At 62.9% G+C, this 20,793-nt stretch carries 12 protein-coding genes and 1 tRNA gene; 5 read left to right on the top strand and 8 right to left on the bottom strand.

Features of this window, described 5'->3' with window-relative positions; all coding sequences use genetic code 11:
• Nucleotides 1-16 precede the first annotated feature (16 nt).
• From AC56LY_RS20170 to AC56LY_RS20150, 5 genes are all read right to left on the bottom strand, one after another.
• The gene (locus AC56LY_RS20170; protein WP_499582591.1) at nucleotides 17-1,435 is read right to left on the bottom strand and encodes a right-handed parallel beta-helix repeat-containing protein; all 1,419 of its coding nucleotides are present in this window, start codon (nucleotides 1,433-1,435) and stop codon (nucleotides 17-19) included.
• Nucleotides 1,432-2,796: a PEP-CTERM-box response regulator transcription factor gene (gene prsR / locus AC56LY_RS20165; RefSeq protein WP_499582589.1), complete on the bottom strand. Its 1,365-nt coding sequence runs from the start codon at nucleotides 2,794-2,796 to the stop codon at nucleotides 1,432-1,434. The genes AC56LY_RS20170 and prsR overlap by 4 nt, the downstream gene beginning before the upstream one ends.
• Nucleotides 2,797-2,809: 13 nt before the next feature.
• Nucleotides 2,810-4,885: an XrtA/PEP-CTERM system histidine kinase PrsK gene (gene prsK, locus AC56LY_RS20160; protein ID WP_499582587.1), complete on the bottom strand. Its 2,076-nt coding sequence runs from the start codon at nucleotides 4,883-4,885 to the stop codon at nucleotides 2,810-2,812.
• 97 nt (nucleotides 4,886-4,982) lie between these two features.
• Nucleotides 4,983-6,386, bottom strand: coding sequence for a TIGR03013 family XrtA/PEP-CTERM system glycosyltransferase (locus AC56LY_RS20155; protein WP_499582585.1), 1,404 nt, complete (start codon nucleotides 6,384-6,386; stop codon nucleotides 4,983-4,985).
• A 694-nt stretch (nucleotides 6,387-7,080) separates the two neighbouring features.
• Nucleotides 7,081-7,156, bottom strand: a tRNA-Arg gene (locus AC56LY_RS20150).
• A gap of 177 nt (nucleotides 7,157-7,333) precedes the next feature.
• Here AC56LY_RS20150 and AC56LY_RS20145 point away from each other — a divergent pair.
• Both AC56LY_RS20145 and AC56LY_RS20140 read left to right on the top strand, forming a co-directional pair.
• Complete coding sequence (locus tag AC56LY_RS20145; protein ID WP_499582583.1) at nucleotides 7,334-8,245, top strand: c-type cytochrome; 912 nt, start codon at nucleotides 7,334-7,336, stop codon at nucleotides 8,243-8,245.
• Between the two features lie 283 nt (nucleotides 8,246-8,528).
• Nucleotides 8,529-10,154, top strand: a complete 1,626-nt coding sequence (locus AC56LY_RS20140; RefSeq protein ID WP_499582581.1) for a right-handed parallel beta-helix repeat-containing protein — start codon at nucleotides 8,529-8,531, stop codon at nucleotides 10,152-10,154.
• A 78-nt stretch (nucleotides 10,155-10,232) separates the two neighbouring features.
• On the opposite strand, the gene AC56LY_RS20135 is transcribed toward AC56LY_RS20140, so the two are convergent.
• Complete coding sequence (locus AC56LY_RS20135) at nucleotides 10,233-12,299, bottom strand: M13 family metallopeptidase (RefSeq protein WP_499582579.1); 2,067 nt, start codon at nucleotides 12,297-12,299, stop codon at nucleotides 10,233-10,235.
• 76 nt (nucleotides 12,300-12,375) lie between these two features.
• On the bottom strand, nucleotides 12,376-14,460 hold the full coding sequence (locus AC56LY_RS20130; RefSeq protein ID WP_499582577.1) for a M13 family metallopeptidase: 2,085 nt from the start codon (nucleotides 14,458-14,460) through the stop codon (nucleotides 12,376-12,378).
• A 291-nt stretch (nucleotides 14,461-14,751) separates the two neighbouring features.
• Between AC56LY_RS20130 and AC56LY_RS20125 the strand changes: the two genes are divergently transcribed.
• From AC56LY_RS20125 to AC56LY_RS20115, 3 genes are all read left to right on the top strand, one after another.
• Nucleotides 14,752-15,720, top strand: a complete 969-nt coding sequence (locus AC56LY_RS20125) for an IS1595 family transposase (protein WP_499582575.1) — start codon at nucleotides 14,752-14,754, stop codon at nucleotides 15,718-15,720.
• Nucleotides 15,721-16,063: 343 nt separating this feature from the next.
• Nucleotides 16,064-17,488 carry a S41 family peptidase gene (locus tag AC56LY_RS20120; RefSeq protein ID WP_499582573.1) on the top strand — a complete coding sequence of 475 codons (1,425 nt, stop codon included), beginning with the start codon at nucleotides 16,064-16,066 and terminating at the stop codon, nucleotides 17,486-17,488.
• Between the two features lie 112 nt (nucleotides 17,489-17,600).
• Complete coding sequence (locus AC56LY_RS20115; RefSeq protein ID WP_499582571.1) at nucleotides 17,601-18,722, top strand: beta-ketoacyl-ACP synthase III; 1,122 nt, start codon at nucleotides 17,601-17,603, stop codon at nucleotides 18,720-18,722.
• 9 nt (nucleotides 18,723-18,731) lie between these two features.
• On the opposite strand, the gene AC56LY_RS20110 is transcribed toward AC56LY_RS20115, so the two are convergent.
• Nucleotides 18,732-20,783, bottom strand: a complete 2,052-nt coding sequence (locus tag AC56LY_RS20110; RefSeq protein WP_499582569.1) for a 2,4-dienoyl-CoA reductase FMN-binding domain-containing protein — start codon at nucleotides 20,781-20,783, stop codon at nucleotides 18,732-18,734.
• Nucleotides 20,784-20,793: the final 10 nt, after the last annotated feature.

Below are 20,793 nucleotides of genomic sequence, written 5' to 3'. Positions count from 1 at the left end.
AGCTGGTAAGCGCCGCTCAGCGGACCTGGCGCGCCAGACAGCCGCTGAAATCATCGAACGCGCCATAGGTGGCGCTGCGCCCACGCTTGGCGCCACACAGATCGATGCCGCCAACTGCGCTGGCGTCGCGCTCGGGTACCCCGCCACGCCACGCCAGATCGCCGCTGCCCGCTTCCACGAACAGGCTGCGCACCGGATGGTAGCCGGCATAACTCTGCCACAGCGCCGTGCTGCGGTTGTCTTCCAGATGCAGCAAGCCGCCATCGCGGCTGCGGATCGCGCCATCGACCAGATTGCCGTCCAGGCGCGCACTGGTGGTTGGATAGCGCACGTCGATCCCGCCCGTATCGAGCAAGGTGTTGTCCACGACGCTGCTGCGCGCTGCGCTGTTCAGATAAATGCCGACGTCCGAACAACCCATCACGAGATTGGCGCGCAAGATGCCTTGTTCCTGCTCGGTGATGCAGCGCCCGTCGCGGCACACGGCCGCGCCGGTGCCGCCACCGCCCAGCGACAGGCCCACCCGCTGGCCGGGCCCGCGCAGTGTGCGCTCGCACCACACCAGATTGCGTTCGAAGATGTTGCCGCTGCCAGCGCCCTTGGCGAACGCGCCATAGCTGACCATGTCGCCCTCGCCCTTCAGGAAATCGCTGATCAGGTTGGCGCGCATGGTCCAGCCGTTGGCGGCGACGAGGTCGATCGGCGTGACCGGGTTGGAGGTCTGGCGCACGCGCGTCGCGGTCAGCGTGTTCTGTTCGATCAGGCCGTCGTCCGGGAAGCGTCCCTGTTCGCCGTTGATCTTGATGTGGGCATTGAAGTCGGTGAGCGTGTTGTTGCGCGCGACGAAATGGCTGGCCGCGCCCACCACGTGGAACGCGTGCTCGCAGTAGCGATCCTCGGCGCACACGCCGCGAATGGCCAGGTTCTCGAAACGCCAGTGCGGCGCCTTGACGCGAAAGCCTTCGACCAGGTCGAACTCGAGCTGCACGCTGCCCGGCTTTGCGGCCCGCACGACAATCGGGAGCCCGGCGCGACCCGGGCGATTGACGTCGAGCGGCGCGCCGCCGAACCGGTACACGCCCGGCAGCAGCGTGATCGTGTCGCCCGGATTGGCCTGCGCCAGCGCCGCGCGCAGCGCATCCGGCGTAGCGACCAGGATCGCGCCGGTGGCATCGACGCCGACCGCGCCCGGTTGCGCGCCGAGGGTCACGGCAAGACCGGCCGGCAGCGCCGGTTCGCCCCGATCGAGCCGCAGCAGCAGCGCCGCGCTGGCCTGCCCCGCCTTGACGATGACCGGGTTGTGCCCGCTGGTGCGCTTTTCGATATACGGCGCCAGCGCGCGCGGCGTGACACCCACCCGTTCGACCACGTACGCCGCACCGATGGCGCCCAGCGCCAGCAGCGCGAGGGCGCCTGCGACCGCCTTGCGCATCATGTGCTGCTCTTGATGCCGTGGCGGTTCATCAGGTCATACATCGTCGGGCGGCTGATGCCCAGCATTTCCGACGCCTTGACGATATTGCCGTCCGCGCGCGCCAGTGCCTTCACGATGGCGCCCTGCTCCGCCTCGTCGCGCACCTGGCGCAGGTTCAGCGGTTCTTCGACCGGCGTGTCGCCTTCGGGCAGGCCCAGGTCGTCGGCCACGATGGTCGGACCATCGGCCATGATCACGGCACGCTTGACGCAGTTTTCCATCTCGCGCACATTGCCCGGCCAGGCATAGCCTTCGATCGCCGCGATCGCGTCCGGCGAGAAGTGCAGCGTTGGACGCGACTCCTGGGCGCAGAACTTGTTCTTGAAGTGGTGCGCCAGCAGGGCCGCATCGCCCTGGCGGTTGCGCAGCGGCGGAATCGTCACGACGATCTCCGACAGGCGGTAATACAAGTCTTCGCGGAAGCGCCCGGTGCTGCACAGTTCCTTGAGCTTCTGGTGCGTGGCGCAGACAATGCGCACGTCGACGGCGATTTCTTCATGCCCGCCGATGCGCTCGATCACGCGCTCCTGCAAAAAACGCAGCAGCTTGGCCTGCAGCGCCATCGGCAGGTCACCCACTTCATCGAGGAAGAACGTGCCGCCATGGGCCAGTTCGACCTTGCCCTTGGTCTGCTTGGCCGCGCCGGTGAAGGCGCCTTTTTCGTAGCCGAACAATTCGCTTTCGAGCAGGTTCTCGGGGATCGCGGCGCAGTTGATGGCCACGAAGCGCTCCTTGGCGCGCGGCGAAATCGCATGCACGGCGCGCGCCAGCACTTCCTTGCCGGTGCCCGATTCGCCCAGCAGCATGACCGAGGCCGAGGTCGGGGCGACCTTCTCGATACTGCGGCACAGCTTGAGCATGCCGGGATCGCGGCTGATCACGCCGGCCATCGGCGAATCGGCCTGGCCGTTCTGCATGCGGCGGTTTTCTTCCTGCAGATTGTGCAGGAAGAAAGCACGCTGGATGACCAGGTTGAGCACTTCGGGCTCGGGCGGCTTCTGGTGGAAATCGTAGGCGCCCATGGCGATCGCCTTGACCGCATTGGCGCGGTCCTGGTTGCCGGTCAGGACGATCACGCGCGTTTCCGGCGCCAGCGCCAGGATCTGCTGCAGCGTGGCCAGGCCTTCGGTCGAACCGTCCGGGTCGGGCGGCAGGCCCAGGTCCATCGTGACCACGGCCGGCTCATGGCGGCGGATCTGCGCCAGCGCGCTTTCGCGGTCGTCGGCGACCACCACGTCATACGCGTCGAAACTCCAGCGCAGCTGCTTTTGCAGGCCCGGGTCGTCTTCGATGATCAGCAGTTTCGGTTTATTTTGGCTCACGGTTATCCTTTCATCACGCAGCGCGCTCGGCGCCAGCTTCGCGGTACAGCGGCAACGTGACGGTAAATGTGCTTCCCTGCGCAGGCACGCTGGTCAATGCCAGCGCCCCGCCCAATTCGTGGATGTATTCCCGGCTTTCGAACACGCCGATGCCCATGCCGGCCGGCTTGGTCGATTCGAACGGCTTGAACAGCCGCTCGCGGATGAATTCTTCGCTCATGCCGGCGCCGGTGTCGGCCACGGTCACGGTGACCTGCCCGCCCGTGCGCGCAATCGACACGCTGACACGGCCGCTGCGCGGCGTGGCTTCGATCGCGTTCTGGATCAGGTGGCCCAGCACGCGCTCGAGGCGTTCGCCGTCGGCCAGCACCAGGAGGCCCGCATCGACCACGTCCAGCACCGGATGCGGCTCGAACGCGCTCTTGAGCGCAATCGCCTGGCGCACGACGTTCTCGACGCGCAGCGGCAAGGGCCGTTCCGGCGCATCGTTGCGACTGAGCTTTTGCAGCATCATTTTCATCTTGTCGACCGAGTGTGTCACGGTATCGAGCATATCGCGCTGGAACTCGGGATTGTCGCGGTGCTTTTCGGCGTTCACGTTCATCAGCGACAGCTGGGCCACCAGGTTTTTCAGGTCGTGCACGACGAAGGTCGACATGCGGTTGAACGACTCGAACTGGCGCGCCACCATCAGCTCGTTGGCCGCATCCTGCTGCGCCAGATAACTGGCGGCCTGGCTGCCGGCGATTTCAAGCAGGTCGAACACTTCCCAGTTCAGCGACACGGCGCTGCGCGCATCCTGCAGCACGACAAATCCGAACAGCTTGCCGTGCAGGATCAAGGGCACCACCAGCCAGCCGCGCGGGAACGCGAGCAGCCACGCCGGCAAGACCAGGTCGCCGTATTTTTCGGGCAGGGCCGCGTATTCGCGCAGGTCGATCACCCACTGGGTGGTTTCCAGGAAGTGACAGAAATTCGAGTCGGCCGGCTCGGTCTCGGTGCTGGTGGCTTGCCACCCGGCCACCGGCTGATAGTGACCATCATCGCCATCGCGGCGCTGCCACAACACGCCGCCCGGGCTTTCGACCAGTGCGCCGACTGCCTCGATCGCGCGCTCGCCGATATGCGTGCCGCCCGACGACAGGGTGCGCGTGAAGCGCATCCATTCTTCGCGGTAGTCGTAGCCGTAGCTGTAGAAATGCTTGCTGATGAAGACCTTGAGCCAGGCCCGGAAGGTGCCCGAAAACAGGGTTCCGGTCAGCAGCAGCAAGGCGCCGCACAGGAACGCGACCTGCATCACGCCGCCCCAGCTGCCGCCGAAATAGCGCAGGTAGTAGCCGGCGAAGCCCATGGCCAGCAGATAGATCGCTGAACCGAACAGCGCGGTCGAGTGGAACATCACGCGGCGCGACAGCACCAGCGCGTTCGAGCGCGACGTGCTGCGCTTGACGGCGGTGCCGATCAGCGGCATGGCCAGCGCATTGACGATGCCGCGCGCGGCCCAGGTGTCCGGGTGCATGTCGTGGAACAGCATCGCCTGGCTGTACATGTAGAAGTCGTAGGCGAACATCGCGCCGATGCCCAGGCAGGCGAACTTGATGGCCCAGCGCTCCTGGATCGTCTTGTTGCGGTAGACCTGCTCGACGAGCAGCATGCCCAGCACCGCCTGGCATACGCGCGCCGTCACATTGGGCAGCAGGCCGCCATTCATATTGAGCATCAGGTCGGTACGCACCAGGACCGTCACCAGCAGCAGGACCCCATAGCAGACAGCGCCGATGAAGATGGGCGTGCGCAGGCTGAACGGCCAGCGGCTGGCCGGATCGCGCGAGTTGCCCAGCAATAGCAGCAACACGATGCACCAGGCGCCGCTGCGCAGGATTTCGAGGGTGTCGGTCCAGACCGACCAGAGTTCGTGGCCGGTGGCGGCCTGCCCGGCCAGCGCGGCGGACCAGAGCGCGGTGAATCCGCATGCGAGGGCAATGGCGGCGACCTGGGTGCGGCCGCGCCAGATGGTGAACAGCAGGCCGATCAGCAACAAGAAACCGATGGCGGCGACGCTATAGCTATAGACGGCAATGGTGGTCAACGTATGCCATCCATGAAAACGACCATTGAAAAATTGGGGATAGAAACGTTCGTGCCAGCGACCTGCAGTGCGCGCACCGCAGGTCGATCCGGGGTGATCAGCGGCCGCTACGGAACAGCACGACCTTGAGCGTATTGATCAGGATGAGCACATCCAGGAACAGGCTGTTGTTCTTGACGTAATAAAGGTCGTACTGCAATTTCTGCAATGCGTCCTCGGCCGACGATCCATAACCATAACGCACCTGCGCCCAACCGGTAATACCTGGCTTGATGCTATGACGGACATTGTAATATGGAACCACTTCGATCAGCTGCTCGACAAAGTAAGCGCGCTCGGGCCGTGGGCCAACGAACGACATGTCGCCCTTGAACACGTTCAGGATTTGCGGCAGCTCGTCGATCCGGGTCTTGCGCATGAAGTTACCCACACGCGTGACGCGTGGATCGTTCTGGGCGGCCCACTGTGGCGTACCGCCTTTTTCGGCATCGGCGCGCATGCTGCGGAACTTGTGGACACGGAAAATCTTGCCATCCTTGCCGACCCGTTCCTGCGAATAGAACACGGGGCTGCGGTCTTCCAGCCACACGGCCAGCGCCGCGAACAGCATGATCGGGAACGTCACGGCCATGATCAGGGTGCTGCAGATCAGGTCAAACCCGCGCTTCATGAAAGTACGGATAAAGCTCTGGTCGAAACCACCGCCGAAGACCAGCCAGCTCGGCTGCAGTGAATCGACCCGGATCTGGCAGGTTTCGCGCTCGAAGAACGTGGCGGCATCGGTCACCTTCACGCCTTGCAGCTTGCAGTCGAGCAGTTCCTTGATCGGGAAGCTGCCGCGCCGGTTCTGTACCGAGACCACGATTTCCTGCGCGCCATATTGGGTTGCCATCTTGACGAGCGAGTCGCCTTCACGCACCTTGAGCACGTCCGCAGCCGGCACGCACATCTCGTCGCTGCCCACCGGAATAAAGCCGACGACCTTGTAGCGATGGTAGCTGTTCTTGTTGACGGCCAGGTCGCTGCACTCCTTGGCCAGCGCGCCATTGCCCAGGAACAGGATGCGCGACTGCATCAGGCGCAGTTCGGACGTTTTGAAGAAGATGATGCGCGCGATGAAGATCCCGGCTGCGGCAAGGCCAAAGCCCAGCAGCAGAATGCCGCGACCGAAGTACAGGTCGGGCGCCACGTAGAACACCAGCGTCAGGATCAGGAAACCCATCAGGAACGCCGGCATCAGCTTCATGAAGAACGGATGGCGCAAGCCTTCGTCGAAGTCGAGCTGGTACATGCCCATGGCGCTCATGCTGAAGCTGACCGCCACGGCAAATGCGACGGCCGAGGCCAGGAAGTGATCGAACTGGTCATTCGTGAGCGGTGCGCCGATGTCGAGAAAACGCATGGCTGCGCCTGCATAGGCGGCGCCCAACAGGATCAATATTTCCACGAATAGCAGGACGAAAACGATCTTCGACACGTAGTGGTTAGAGATCCGAAACATGTTATTCCCCAGAATTGATGATTACGCTTACTGCATGCCGAGATGCCGAATGCACGCGTCGCACACCCGCTACACCACCGTTGCCTGTGTTGGCAGTTACTAACTTCTTCGATTAATTGTCAACCAATACAACGGCAACCACACGAAACGTTACACGTTGAAATACGCGCATGGGTTCCGGAGGCCAACGACTTAGAGCCGGTGGCCTGGCAACGCCATGGAGACGAGGTCAATCTGGGAAATTATTCCATGATCCGACATCGCAATGAATTTCTTGCAAGATCAACATCATTTTTAAGTTATTATTTTGACATATTTTTAACATTCAATATAGCATGGAAACACCTGGTCACTCAATGACAGGCTACTGCCCCGTCAGCTTGTTGCAACATCTTCTGTCCATCCTCTGTGAGATCGTCAGTACAGTTGCATCAAAAGACAACATTAGTTCCACCGTGCAATAAAGTCGAGCGATTTTAGCACTGCCTGTGAGGAAAGCCACGCAAAGCCTGTAATTGTGCGCTATGGATTCCAGAATAATTTGATAAACAACAGAGACGTGCAGGCAGGACGTGGTCAATAAGACACAGCAGAACCTGGATTGATATGGGAGTGACAAGAAGAAGGACGATTGCAGGGCAAGCGCTGTACAACGACGCCAGATGCGGGAAAACGGCATGGCAAGATGCCAAATTGGTGCGGCTGGCTGGAATCGAACCAGCGACCCTTGGCTTCGGAGGCCAATACTCTATCCACTGAGCTACAGCCGCACTGGCAAGCGTAGCGAAGGATACAGTCTTTCGTCGAGTACGTCCATGGGCAGCGCCCGAAAAACCCTGGCATCAATACAGGTTTACACTATAATAAGATGCTCGACGGCACTTGCAAAAAAGCCACTAGATCGCAGCGCCTCAGTGGCCGGTTTTTTTAATTGAATTAAGGAAATCATGAGCGACGCACAGCACGACCACGAATCCCTCATTCGTACGCCAAAACAGCTCGTGGTTGCTGTCGCGGGCTTCTTCCTCGTCATCGTCATCGGCATCATCCTGCTGGTTACCTTCGTCACCAATGCGTCGACCACCGGCGCCGGCAGCAATGCCCAAAGCGCCGAGGCGATTGCCGCGCGCATCCGTCCCGTCTCCGATGCAGGTTTCACGCTGCGCGACGCCAATACACCGCGTGTCCTGCTGGCAGGCGGCGCCGTGTACACGGCCACCTGCGCGGCCTGCCACGACAGCGGCATGGCCGGCTCCCCCAAGACGGGCGACAAAGCTGCCTGGGCTACCCGCCTTGCGCAGGGTTACGATACGCTGGTCAAGCACGCAATCGAAGGCATCCGCGCCATGCCAGCCAAGGGCGGCAACCCCGACCTGGACGATCTCGAAGTGGCGCGCGCCGTGGTGTTCATGACCAATCAAAGTGGCGCCAGTTTCAAGGAACCGGTTGCACCTGCACCTGCTGCTGCCCCGGCTACACCGGCTGCGGCTGACGCTGCTACGGCGACAACTGCTGCAGCGGTCGCTGCAGCCCCGGCAGCCGCCGCACCCGTCGTGGCAGCAGCGCCGGTCGCAACCGCGCCAGTTGCAGGTCCGGCCGTGGCCAGTGCCGACACCGGCAAGAAAGCCTACGATACGGCGTGCATTGCCTGCCATGGCGCCGGTATCGCAGGCGCGCCGAAGTTTGCCGACAAGGCGGCGTGGAGCGCGCGCGTCGGTCAGGGCACTTCGGTCTTGTACGACCATGCCATCAAGGGCTTCCAGGGCAAAGCCGGTGTCATGCCGCCAAAAGGTGGTTCCGCGCTTCCCGACGCCGACGTCAAGGCTGCCGTGGACTACATGGTGGCTGCAGTCAAATAAGCAGCGCAGCATCCATAAACAAAAAGCGCCGCATGCGGCGCTTTTTGTTTATCTGACAGTTTTAGTTCCAGCGCGGCATGACAGCCTGCCAGAGTCATACTGATCGTGTATTAATTGAACAATTCGTTGTGTTTCTTTTAAACCTCCATATTTATCATATGTGTCATGTTGATTTAAAAGTAAAGTAACAATTGCTTACAAATCGCAACAAATAAATACCTTATCCTGCACAGCCTCCAGTCGAAATAAATTCCTATCGGAATCTTTACAGGATCAGTACACCATGTCCCTCCGTTCAAAATCTGCCGTACCTGCTTCGTGCCGCTTGTCAGCCGTTTTCCTCGTAACGCTCGCCGCAGCCGGCGGCGCTTCTGCCGCCACTCTGTCAGTGGGACCAGGAAAAACCTACGCTGCGCCCTGCGCCGCCTTTGCCCGGGCACAGTCCGGCGATATCATCCAGATCGACGGCGGCAAAACCTACAGCGGTGACGTGTGCGCCATCAGCGCCAGCAACCTGACCATCCGCGGCGTGAATGGCCGGCCCAAGATCGACGCCGCCGGCCAGAATGCACAAGGCAAGGGCACCTGGGTTATTCAGGGCAACAACGTCACGGTCGAGAATGTCGAGATGGTCGGCGCGGCAGTACCGGACCGCAACGGCGCCGCACTGCGTATCGAAGGTACCAACTTCACGCTGCGCTCGTCGTACTTGCACGATAACGAAAACGGCATCCTCACGGGCGCCAATGACAACAGTAGTATCGTGATCGAAAACACCGAGTTTGCTGCCAACGGCCGGGGTGACGGTTACAGCCACAATGTCTACATCGGTCACGTCGGCAGCCTGACGTTCCGCTACAACTATTCACACGACGCCAATGGTGGTCACAACCTCAAATCGCGCGCCAGCGTCAATACGATCAACTACAACCGCTTCTCGAGCAGCACCGGCAAACCGAGCTACGAGATCGACCTGCCAAATGCCGGTACCTCGTATGTCATCGGCAATGTGATCCACCAGCCGGCCAGCCACAACAACCCTGGTTTGCTGGCCTATGGCAATGAAGGCGCAAGCAATCCCAAGCAGGATCTGTATGTGGTGAACAATACGTTCCTGAACGACGACAGCGTGCGCGGCACCTTCGTGCTGGTCGGCGGTAGCGTGACGACGCCAGTTCTGCTGCAAAACAATATCTTTGGCGGCTTCGGTGCTGCGACCAACCAGACCAACGCCATCGACCGGACCAACTTCCGCTCGCTCGTGCCCGGCTTCATCAACCGCCTGCTGTTCGATCTGCATCCGATCGCCAACGTGCTGGTGATTAACGCTGGTTCGACGCCAGGCGTGTCGGCCTCCGGTGTGTCGTTGACGCCAGTGGCCCAGTACAAGCACGTGGCATCGGGCGAGACCCGCACTGCGGCAAGCGCGCGCGATATCGGCGCCTACGCGGCGCTAAGCTCGGGCAGCACGCCAACGCCGGCACCAACGCCAACGCCATCCACCTGGACCACCTGCGCCAACGAAAACGCCACCTGCGGTTTCAGCGGCACGCGTGAAGTACGTTATGGCGCCGGTAATTCCTGGGTCGTCAAGGTATTCACCAACAATGTCCAATGCTCGAACGCCGTGTTCGGTGACCCGATCGAGGGTACGGTCAAGACCTGCAGCTATGCCGGTACTGCATCGAGCGCGCCCACCCCGGCACCGACCACACCCGTGACCTGGACCGCTTGCGCCGCCGAAAACGGCACCTGCGCGTTCACCGGGACCCGCGACGTACGCTACGGCGTGCCGGGCGCCTACGCTACCAAGGCGTTCACGACCCGCACCGCCTGCACCAATGCCGTGTTCGGCGATCCGATCGAAGGCACGGTCAAGTCGTGCAGCTATTCGAGCCAGGCGCGCTGATCGCAGCAGGGTAACGGAAACAACAAGGGCCGCGAAAGCGGCCCTTGTTTTAACTACGCAGTGGCCTGCGCTGCAGGCTTACCAGATGATCACGCGATCTTTTGGCGCCAGATACATCTTGTCGCCGGCCTTGACCTTGAACGCCTCGTAGAAACCAGGCTGGTTCTTCAGCGTGCCGTTGGCGCGGTATTGCGCCGGCGAGTGCGGGTCGGTCTTGATCTGCGCGATCTGCGCCGGTTCGCGCATCTTCGTGCGCCACACCTGGCCCCAACCCATATAGAAGCGCTGGTCGCCGGTGAGACCGTCGATCACGGGCGCTGACTTGCCCTTGAGCGAGATCTTGTAGGCCTTGTAGGCGATCGCCAGACCCGAGTTGTCGCCGATATTTTCGCCGAGCGTCAGTTCGCCATTGACGTTGTAGCCTTTGAGCGGGCTGAACGCGGCGTACTGGGCGATCAGGGCCTTGGTCTTTTCGCCGAAACGCTTGCCGTCTTCTTCAGTCCACCAGTTGCGCATATTGCCGTCGCCGTCGTACTGCGAACCCTGGTCGTCGAAGCCGTGGCTGATTTCGTGGCCGATCACGGCGCCGATGCCGCCGTAGTTGACTGCGTCGTCCGCCTTTGCATCGAAGAACGGCGGCTGCAGGATCGCGGCCGGGAACACGATTTCGTTCAGCTCCGGGTTGTAGTAGGCGTTGACGGTTTGCGGCGTCATGCCCCACTCGTCGCGGTCGATTGGTTTGCCCAGTTTGTTCAGTTCGCGGTTGTATTCCACATCGCGCGAACGCATCACGTTGCCCACCAGGTCATCGCGCTTGACGGTCAGCGCGGTGTATTCCTTCCACTTGTTCGGGTAGCCGATCTTCGGCGTGAACTTGGCCAGCTTGGTTTGCGCTTCCTTCTTGGTCGCCGGGCTCATCCAGTCGAGCGTGTCGATCGAATCCTTGTAGGCCGCCAGCAGGTTGTTGACCAGCACTTCCATGCGCGCCTTGCGCTCGGCCGGGAAGTGGTCTTTCACGTACAGCTTGCCCACGGCATCGCCAAGGCTGCCTTCGAGCGTCGAGACGCCGCGCTTCCAGCGTGGTTCCAGTTCCGGAATGCCTGCCAGTGTGGTGCCGTTGAACGAGAAGCGCTGGTCGACGAAGGCTTTCGACAGGTAGTTCGCATAGCTGTTGACGGTCTGGAATTGCAGGTACGCTTTCCAGGTCGCCAGCGGCACGCTATTCAGGACGTCGGTAAAACCTTTCAGGTAGGTCGGCTGGCTGACGATCAGATACGTCGCCTTGCCCTGCAGGCCCGAAGCCTTCAGCCACGTGTTCCAGTCGTAGCCCGGCGCCATTGCGGCCAGCTTGCTGAACTCGACCTTGTTGTAGGTCTTGATCGGATCGCGGTTCTCGACCTTGGTCCACTGCACCTTGGCCAGTCGGGTTTCCAGGTCGAGGATGGCTTTCGCGTCAGCGGCGGCAGTCTTGCTGCCAGCCAGCGCCAGCATCTTCTTGATGTGCACCTGGTACTTGGCGCGCACGTCCGCCAGCTTGGCGTCGTCCTGCTTCAGGTAATAGTCGCGGTCGGGCATGCCCAGGCCTGACTGGTACAGGTCGGCGACGTACTTGGTCGAATCCTTGGCATCCTGGTGGATGAAGAACGTGAACGGCACGGTCACGCCGGCGCGATTCAGGTTGGCGAACAGCGCAGGCAGTTCGGCCTTGCTCTTGAGCGCGGCGATCTTGCTCATCTCGTTCTTGAGCGGCGTGGCGCCCAGCTGCTCGAGGCGCGCTTCGTCCATGTAGCTGGCGTAGAAGTCGCCGATCTTGCGCGCTTCGCTGCCGGCGGCGGCGTTCTTGTCGGCGGCCGTGCGCTCGATGATCGCGCGCAGTTGCGGCAGCGTGTCATCGCGCAGCTGGTGGAACGCGCCCCAGGTCGATTTGTCGGCCGGGATCTCGACGCTCTTGAGCCATTTGCCGTTGAGGTGTTCGAAGAAGTCGTCCTGGGCGCGCACGGACGGTTCGATGTACTGCGTCGCAATGCCGGACGATGCACCGGCCGGCGCAGTAGCGGTAGCGGCGGTGGCCTGGGCCAGCGCCATCGGCGCGATGAACGACGTGGTCAATACCAGCGCTGCTGCGCTGATCAGTTTTCGTTGCATGGTATCTCTCTTTGTTTGTTTGTGAGTGCAATGCAAAAGGCCGGCGCTCGTGACGCCGGCCCCTTGTCATGGAACCTTACCAGATGATGACGCGGTCTTCAGGCGGCAAGTACATCTTGTCGCCCGGTTTCACGTTGAACGCCTCGTAGAACTCGGGCATGTTCGACACGGTGCCGTTGGCGCGGAACTGGCCCGGCGAGTGCGGGTCGGTTTTCACCTGGTTGATCTGCTGGGCTTCACGCATCTTCGAGCGCCATACCTGGCCAAAGCCCATGAAGAAGCGCTGGTCGCCCGTCAGGCCATCGATCACCGGCGCCGGCTTGCCGGCCAGCGACAATTTATAGGCCTTGTAGCCGATCGACAGGCCGGCGTTATCGCCGATGTTCTCGCCCAGCGTCAGTTCGCCGTTCACGTTGTAGCCTGGCAGCGGCGCGTAGCCGTTGAACTGCTTGACCAGCTTGTCGGTGCGGGCCTTGAAGGCGGTGCGGTCTTCGGCCGTCCACCAGTCGCGCAAATTGCCGTCGCCATCGGACTGGCTGCCCTTGTCATCGAAACCGTGGCCGATTTCATGGCCGATCACGGCGCCGATGGCGCCGTAGTTGACCGCGTCGTCGGCGCGCATGTCGAAGAATGGTGGCTGCAGGATCGCGGCCGGGAACACGATCTCGTTCATCGTGCTGCGGTAGTAGGCGTTGACCGTCTGCGGCGTCATGCCCCACTCGGTATGGTCAATCGGCTTGCCAAGTTTTTCGATGTTGTAGTTATAGGCGAAGGTCGATGCACGCATCGCATTGCCCACCAAGTCATCGCGCTTGATCGTCAGGCGCGAGTAGTCGCGCCACTTGTCCGGATAGCCGATCTTCGGCGTGAACTTGGCCAGCTTGGCGCGCGCTTCCTTCTTGGTCGCAGGGCTCATCCAGTCCAGGTTGTCGATCGACTGGCCGTAGGCGATGATCAGGTTCTTGACGAGTTGTTCCATACGTTGTTTGCGCTCGGCCGGGAAGTGCTCGGCGACGTACAGCTTGCCCAGCGCCTCGCCCAGCGTGCCTTCGACGGTCGACACGCCGCGCTTCCAGCTCGGACGCTGCTCGGCCACGCCGGTCAGCGCAGTGCCGTAGAACGCGAAGTTCTCATCGACGAACGCCTTCGACAGGTACGGCGCGTATTCGCGCAGCAGCTGCCATTCGAAGTACGACTTGAGCGTGGCCAGATCGGTCTTGGCCAGCAGCGCATCGAAGCCCGTGAAGTAGCTTGGCTGGTTGACGATGATGGTGTCGATCTTGTTGCCCACGCCGGCGGCGGCCAGTGCGCCTTTCCAGTCGTAGCCCGGCGCCAGCTTGGAGAGCTCGGCCACCGTCATCTTGTTGTAGCGCTTGACCGGGTCACGGTTCTCGACCTTGGTCCACTGGACCTTGGCCAGATCGGTCTCGAAGTCGACGATTGCCTTGGCCTGCGCGGCAGCATTCTTTTCACCGGCCAGCGTCAGGATCTTCTCGACGTGCACCTGGTACTTGGCGCGGATCTCGGCCAGCTTGGCGTCATCTGCCTTCAGGTAGTAGTCGCGGTCAGGCATGCCCAGGCCGCTCTGGCTGAGGTAGGTTGCATGGCGGGTCGACTCGCGCATGTCCTGGCCGACGTAGATGCCGTACGGGGTGGCCACGCCGATCTTGCCCAGATGGGCGGCAAGCGCCGGAATGCCCTTCTTGTCCTTGAGCATGCGGATACGCGACAGTTCGCCCGTCAGCGGCTTGTAGCCGAGCGCTTCGCGGCGCGCGTCGTCCATGAAGCTGGCGTACAGGTCGCCGATCTTCTTCGCTTCGGTACCTGCCTTGGCGCCGGTGTCCTTCTGCGCCGTCTCGATGATCGCCAGCAGTTGCGGCGTGGTGTCTTCGCGCAGCTTCATGAAGGTGCCCCAGCTCGAGCGGTCGCCCGGGATCTCGGTCTCTTTCAGCCACTTGCCGTTCAGGTGCGTGAAGAAATCGTCCTGCGGACGCACGCTGTTGTCGATGTACTGGGTGTCGATGCCGGAGATCACGCCGGCCGGTGCGGCGGCGGTTGCTGGAACAGCGGCGGCCGCAGGCGCGGCGTCGGCGGCCATGGCCGGTGCGGCAAAGGCTGCCGCCAGGGACAGGGTCAGGGTACTCAGGAGAAGTCGCTTCACGGATAAGTCCTTGGTTGCTAAGTGTTCGCAGGGATAAACAGCATCTGACCGGTCGCGCCTGCTGCGTGCCGGCAAAAGAACATTCTAGCGGGTGGACTTGCAACGGCGCTGGCCGTGGTCATTTTTTTACTTTTCGATACACGCAGACGGGTGAATATCGCGTATGCATGTGTTGGGAAGTGACAACAGGATGACACGGGCAAAGGCGCAGTCAGCGTTAAATAGAGGAAAGCTTTGAACTGATGAGCAGCCAGGTGGTCCAACGCCTGTCCCCAGCATCAGGAGCCGCTCATGAAAGCGCCCCGTTTCAGGAACTGGTTTGCAAAGTTGTCATCGCTGAACCAGCCGCAGCGCCGCCAAGTGCTCGACGCCCTGCACCCCGCAGTCGGACTCGACCAGGTGGTCGCACTGATCGCGCAAGCCAGGGCGCCAGGGCGCTGCTGTCCCAGCTGTGGTGGCGAACGCTGCCACCGGCATGGATTCGCCAATGACCTGCAACGCTTTCGCTGCTGCGACTGTGGGCGCACCTTCAACGACCTGAGCGGCACGCCGCTGGCGCGACTCCGGCACAAGGCCAAATGGCTCGCGTATTCACAGGTGCTGCTCGATTCACTATCCGTGCGCAAAGGTGCAGATCGGGTTGGCGTGCACCGCAATACCGCCTTCCGGTGGCGCCACCGCTTTCTGGCTTGGGTCAAGCTTGACCGACCGGCATCCCTGAATGGCATCGTCGAAGCTGACGAAACGTTCCTGCTCGAATCACAAAAAGGCTCGCGCACGCTTGATCGCCCAGCGCGTCGAAGGGGCGGACGCGCGCCCATGCGTGGCATTTCTCGGCATCTGGATTGCATCCTGGTGGCGCGCGACCGCAACGGACAGACCATTGATGCCGTCACTGGCCGGGGCGCACTGACGGCCGCGCAACTCGAACGCGACTTGCTGCCCAAGCTTGATCCGCAGGCGCTGTTGGTCACCGACAGCCATGCTGCTTATCGGGCCTTTGCACGCAAGCACCGCATCGCACACGAGGCAGTGAACCTGCGCGTCGGCGTACGCGTCAGGCGCCTGGGAAGCCATGCCATCCACGTGCAGAACGTGAACGCCTACCACGAGCGCTTCAAGGCCTGGTTGATGGGCTTTCGCGGGGTGGCGTCGCGCTATCTGTCCAATTACCTGGGCTGGTGCTGGGCAGTGGATGGCGGACGGGTCAGTTCCGCAGCACAATTGTTCTGCATCGCAATCGGCGTCATCAACAGATAATGTTGACTGAGCCGACAAAAAAAAATCCCGCGGCAATAGAGCCGCGGGACAAGACCACTTCAAGAGTGGAGAGAGAGAAAAACTAGTCACGACTATAGGGGCGCGCTGTTGCGTCGGGCGCCACTCTTACATTTGCTTACCCTCGCTAACGGCGTGTAACAAATCGCTATTTGGCGCCAATTGGGTCGATGTTCCATATGCGAGCCTGGATTTGCCGATCGCGCCGTGGCGCAAGGGCTCGCAACAATAGCGCGCGAACCGGTTTATACTCCGCTTGCGCAATCTCAGGCCTATCGCAGCGCCTCGGGTTCCACGATCGGCGCGCGCTGCCACAATGGATCACATGGGTTCCACCTTCAAGAATGCCTGCCTGATCGGCCTGGGCGCCGTTGCCGGCGTCGGCCTGACGATGCAGTTTTCCGCCCTCTCCTTCAAACCGTCGCTCGAATCGAGCATGCCGGTGACCGAGTTGCGCGAGCTGGCCGACGTCGTCGGCATCATCAAGACCAGTTACGTCGAGCCGGTCGAAGACAAAGCCCTGCTGTCGCAGGCGATCACCGGCATGGTGGCGTCGCTCGATCCGCACTCGGCCTACCTCGACGCGCGCGCGTTTCGCGAACTGCGCGAAGGCACCGAAGGCCGCTTCGTCGGCCTGGGCATCGAGATCAGCGTCAGCGAAGACGGCTACATCGAAATCATCAGCCCGATGGAAGATTCGCCCGCCTACCATGCCGGCATCAAGGAAGGTGACCTGATCACGCGCATCGACGGCCATCCGGTGCAGGGCACGCCGATCGACGAGGCCATCAAGCGCATGCGTGGCGAACCAGGCACGCGCGTGACGCTGACCGTCGTGCGCAAGTCGGTGCCGGCGCCGCTCACCATCACCGTCGAGCGGCGCGAGATCGTCCAGAAAAGCGTCAAGGCAAAAATGGTCGAACCGGGTTACGCCTGGCTGCGCGTGGCGCAGTTCCAGGAGCCGACCGTCGACGACATGGCCGCCAAGCTGCAGGCGCTGTACCGCCAGGACCCCGACCTGAAAGGCCTGGTGCTCGATTTGCGCAACGATCCCGGTGGTCTGCTGCAGGGCGCGATCGGCGTGGCCGCCGCGTTCTTGCCGAACAACGCCGAAATCGTCTCGACCAACGGCCAGCTGGCCGACTCGCGCCAGCGCTTCTATGCCCGGCCCGAGTTCTATATGCTGCGCAGCGGCGCCGACCCGCTGGCAAGCCTGCCGCCAGCATTCAAGAAGCTGCCGATGGTCGTGCTGGTCAACACCGGCTCGGCCTCGGCCTCCGAAATCGTCGCCGGCGCACTGCAGGACTACAAGCGCGCTACCATCCTCGGCAGCCAGACCTTCGGCAAGGGCTCGGTGCAGACGATCCGCCCGATCGGCGGCAACGCCGCCGTCAAGCTGACCACCGCGCGCTACTACACGCCGGCCGGTCGCACGATCCAGGCGCGCGGCATCGTGCCCGACGTTCCGGTCGATGAATATCCCGATGGCGATGGCCTGAACGCCCTGCGCATGCGCGAAGCCGACCTGCAGCACCACCTGACCAATGGCGCCGGGGCCGAGGTGGCCACGCGCGAGGACGACATCGAAGAGCAGATGCGGCTGTTGAACGCTGCGCGCCAGCGCAAGCCGCTCGATTACGGCAGCGCCGACGACTTCCAGCTGGCCCAGGCACTGCGCCACCTGAAGGGCGAGCCGGTGGTGCTGTCTGGCCGCGCCAGCGGCGCGACGCTGGCGCGCCAGGGGCGCTGACGCCAGCGCGGCGCAGCCGGCTTTCTGCCCGATTCCCAGGCTCGCGCCGAGCGTGTAGAATCGGCGCATCTTGCGGCCAAGCGGCCTTATTTTCCTTGAAAGTTCCCCGAACATGATACCTGTCGTCATCAGCGGCACCGGCCTGTTTACGCCGCCGCATTCCATCTCGAACGACGAGCTGGTGACCGCCTTCAACGCCTACGTCGACCTGCACAACGCCGAACACGCGACTGCCATCGCCGCAGGCGAGGTGACGGCGCTCGAGCCGTCGAGCAGCGGCTTCATCGAAAAAGCGTCCGGCATCAAATCGCGCTACGTGATGGAAAAGAGCGGCATCCTCGACCCGGCCCACATGACGGCGCGCATCGCCGACCGCGCGGATGACCAGATCTCGCTACAGGCCGAGATGTGCGTGGCCGCCGCGCGCGACGCGCTGGAGCGCGCCGGAAAACAGGCGCACGAGATCGACATGGTGCTGGTCGCCTGCAGCAATATGCAGCGCGCCTACCCGGCGATGGCCGTTGAAGTGCAGGAAGCGCTCGGCATCGACGGCTTCGGCTTCGACATGAACGTGGCCTGTTCGTCGGCCACGTTCGGCATCGCCACGGCCGTGGATGCGGTACGCGGCGGGCGCGCCCGCGCAGTGCTGGTGCTGAACCCCGAAATCACCAGCGGGCACCTGAATTTCCGCGACCGCGACAGCCACTTCATCTTTGGCGACGCCTGCACCGCGATCATCATCGAGGCGCAAGCCACGGCCACCGGCGCGCACCAGTGGGAAATCCTCGACAGCCGTCTCAAGACCAGCTTCTCGAACAATATCCGCAACAACTTCGGCTTCATGAACCGCTTCGACGAAGCCGGCGTCGGCCTGCCCGATAAACTGTTCCGCCAGCAGGGCCGCAAGGTGTTCAAGGAAGTCTGCCCGATGGCAGCCGAGACGATCAAGGACACCTTGACTGCCGCCGGCCTGACGACCGACGACGTGGCGCGCTACTGGCTGCACCAGGCGAACCTGAACATGAACCTGCTGATCGTGCGCATGCTGCTGGGCCGCGACGCGACAGCCGACGAAGCGCCGGTGATCCTGGACAGCTACGCCAACACGTCGTCGGCCGGTTCGATCATCGCGTTCCACAAGTACCAGGACGATCTCGCGGCAGGCACCAACGGCGTGATCTGCTCGTTCGGCGCCGGCTACTCGATCGGCTGCGTGGTGGTGCGCAAGCTCTAAGCCCTAACGTTACAGGCGCGCGGCCAGCACAAACCCCTCGCGAATCGCGCGCTTGGCGTCGAGCTCCGCCGCCAGCGCGGCGCCGCCGATCTTGTGGAAACCCGGCCTGCTGCTGCTACTATTGCTGCCAGTTGACTCGGCCGGCATCAGCTCGGCCAGGCTCTCCTGACCAGCACAGACGATCACATTGTCCACCGCCAGCACGCGCGTCTGCCCACCGACCGTGATGTGCAGGCCCGCGTCATCGATGCGGTCGTACTGCACACCCGCCAGCATCGTCACGCCGTTGCGCACGAGCGTTGCGCGGTGCACCCAACCCGACGTCTTGCCCAGCCCCGCACCCGGGCGCGTGCTCTTGCGCTGCAATAGCCAGACCTGACGCGGCGGATGCGGCGCCACCGGCGCTGTCAAGCCGCCCGACGTGGCCACCATTGGATCGACGCCCCACTCGCCCATCCAGTGCGCGGGCGTCATTGGCAGCGCCACCTGCGGGTCGTGCACGAGGAATTCGCCCATGTCGAACCCGATGCCGCCGGCGCCGATGATCGCCACGCGTGCGCCGACCGGGCGGCCATCGCGCAGCACGTCCAGATAACTGAGCACCATCGGATGGTCGATGCCGGGAATGGCCGGCTTGCGGGTGCGGATGCCGGTGGCGACGACGACGTCGTCAAAGCCTTCGGCCAGCAAGGCCTCGCGCGTGACGACCGTATTCAGGCGCACGTCGACGCCGAGCAACGCGAGACGGCGCCCGAAATAACGGATCGTCTCGGCAAATTCTTCCTTGCCCGGCACGCGCATCGCGACATTGAACTGGCCGCCGATGCGGTCCAGCCCATCGAACAGCGTCACGCGGTGCCCCCGTTCGGCGGCCACCGTCGCTGCCGACAAGCCGGCGGGGCCGGCGCCCACCACCGCGATCCGGCGCGGCTGCGCGGCCGGGCGGATCACCAGTTCGGTCTCGTAGCAGGCGCGCGGATTGACGAGGCACGTGGCGCGCTTGTTCGAGAAGGTGTGGTCCAGGCAGGCCTGGTTGCAGGCGATGCAGGTGTTGATCTCGTCCGCGCGGCCGCCCGCCGCCTTGTTCACGAATTCGGGATCGGCCAAAAACGGCCGCGCCATCGATACCAGGTCGGCGTCGCCGCGCGCCAGCAGGGCCTCGGCCTCGTGCGGCATATTGATGCGGTTCGAGGCCACCACCGGGATGCCCACCGCAGCGCGCAAGCGGCCCGCCACCTGCGCGAACGCGGCGCGTGGCACCGACGTGACGATGGTCGGAATGCGCGCCTCGTGCCAGCCGTAGCCGGTATTCAAAATTGTCACGCCGGCAGCCTCCAGGGCTTTGGCCACCAGCACCACCTCGTCCCACGTGTTGCCGCCGTCGACCAGGTCGAGCACCGAGTGGCGGTACATCAGAATGAACGCCGGCCCAACGGCCGCGCGGATACGGCGCACGATTTCGACGGCCAGCCGCATGCGCTGTTCGATCGGCCCGCCCCACCCGTCCGTGCGGCGGTTGGCGCGCGCGCACAGGAACTGGTTGAGCAGATAGCCTTCGCTGCCCATGATTTCCACGCCATCGTAACCGGCCTTTTGCGCCAGCCGCGCGCAGCGCACGTAGGCGGCAATCGTCGACTCGATGCCGGCTTCGGAAAGGGCCTTGGGCTTGAAGCGCGAGATCGGCGACTTCAGGTTCGACGCCGACACGACGAACGGCTGGTAGCCGTAGCGCCCCGCGTGCAGGATCTGCAGCACGATCTTGCCGCCCTCTTCGTGCACGGCGCGCGTGACGCGCCGGTGGTTCGGCACGTCGCCAAGAAAATTGAGCGTGCCGCCAAACGGCAGCAGCCAGCCCTGGCGGTTGGGCGAAATGCCGCCGGTGACGATCAGGCCGACGCCGCCGCGCGCGCGTTCGCGGTAGAACGCGGCGAGCTTGCCGTAGTTGTAGAAGCGGTCTTCGAGCCCGGTGTGCATCGAGCCCATGATCACGCGGTTCTTCAGCGTGGTAAAACCCAGGTCGAGCGGCGCAAGCAGGTGCGCGTAGGCAGAAGAGATAGTCATCGCGGCATTA

This window comes from Telluria sp. ZT3P25 (assembly GCF_059685895.1).
Note: the sequence above shows the minus strand (reverse complement) of the source record. Positions and strands in the feature narration are given on the sequence as shown.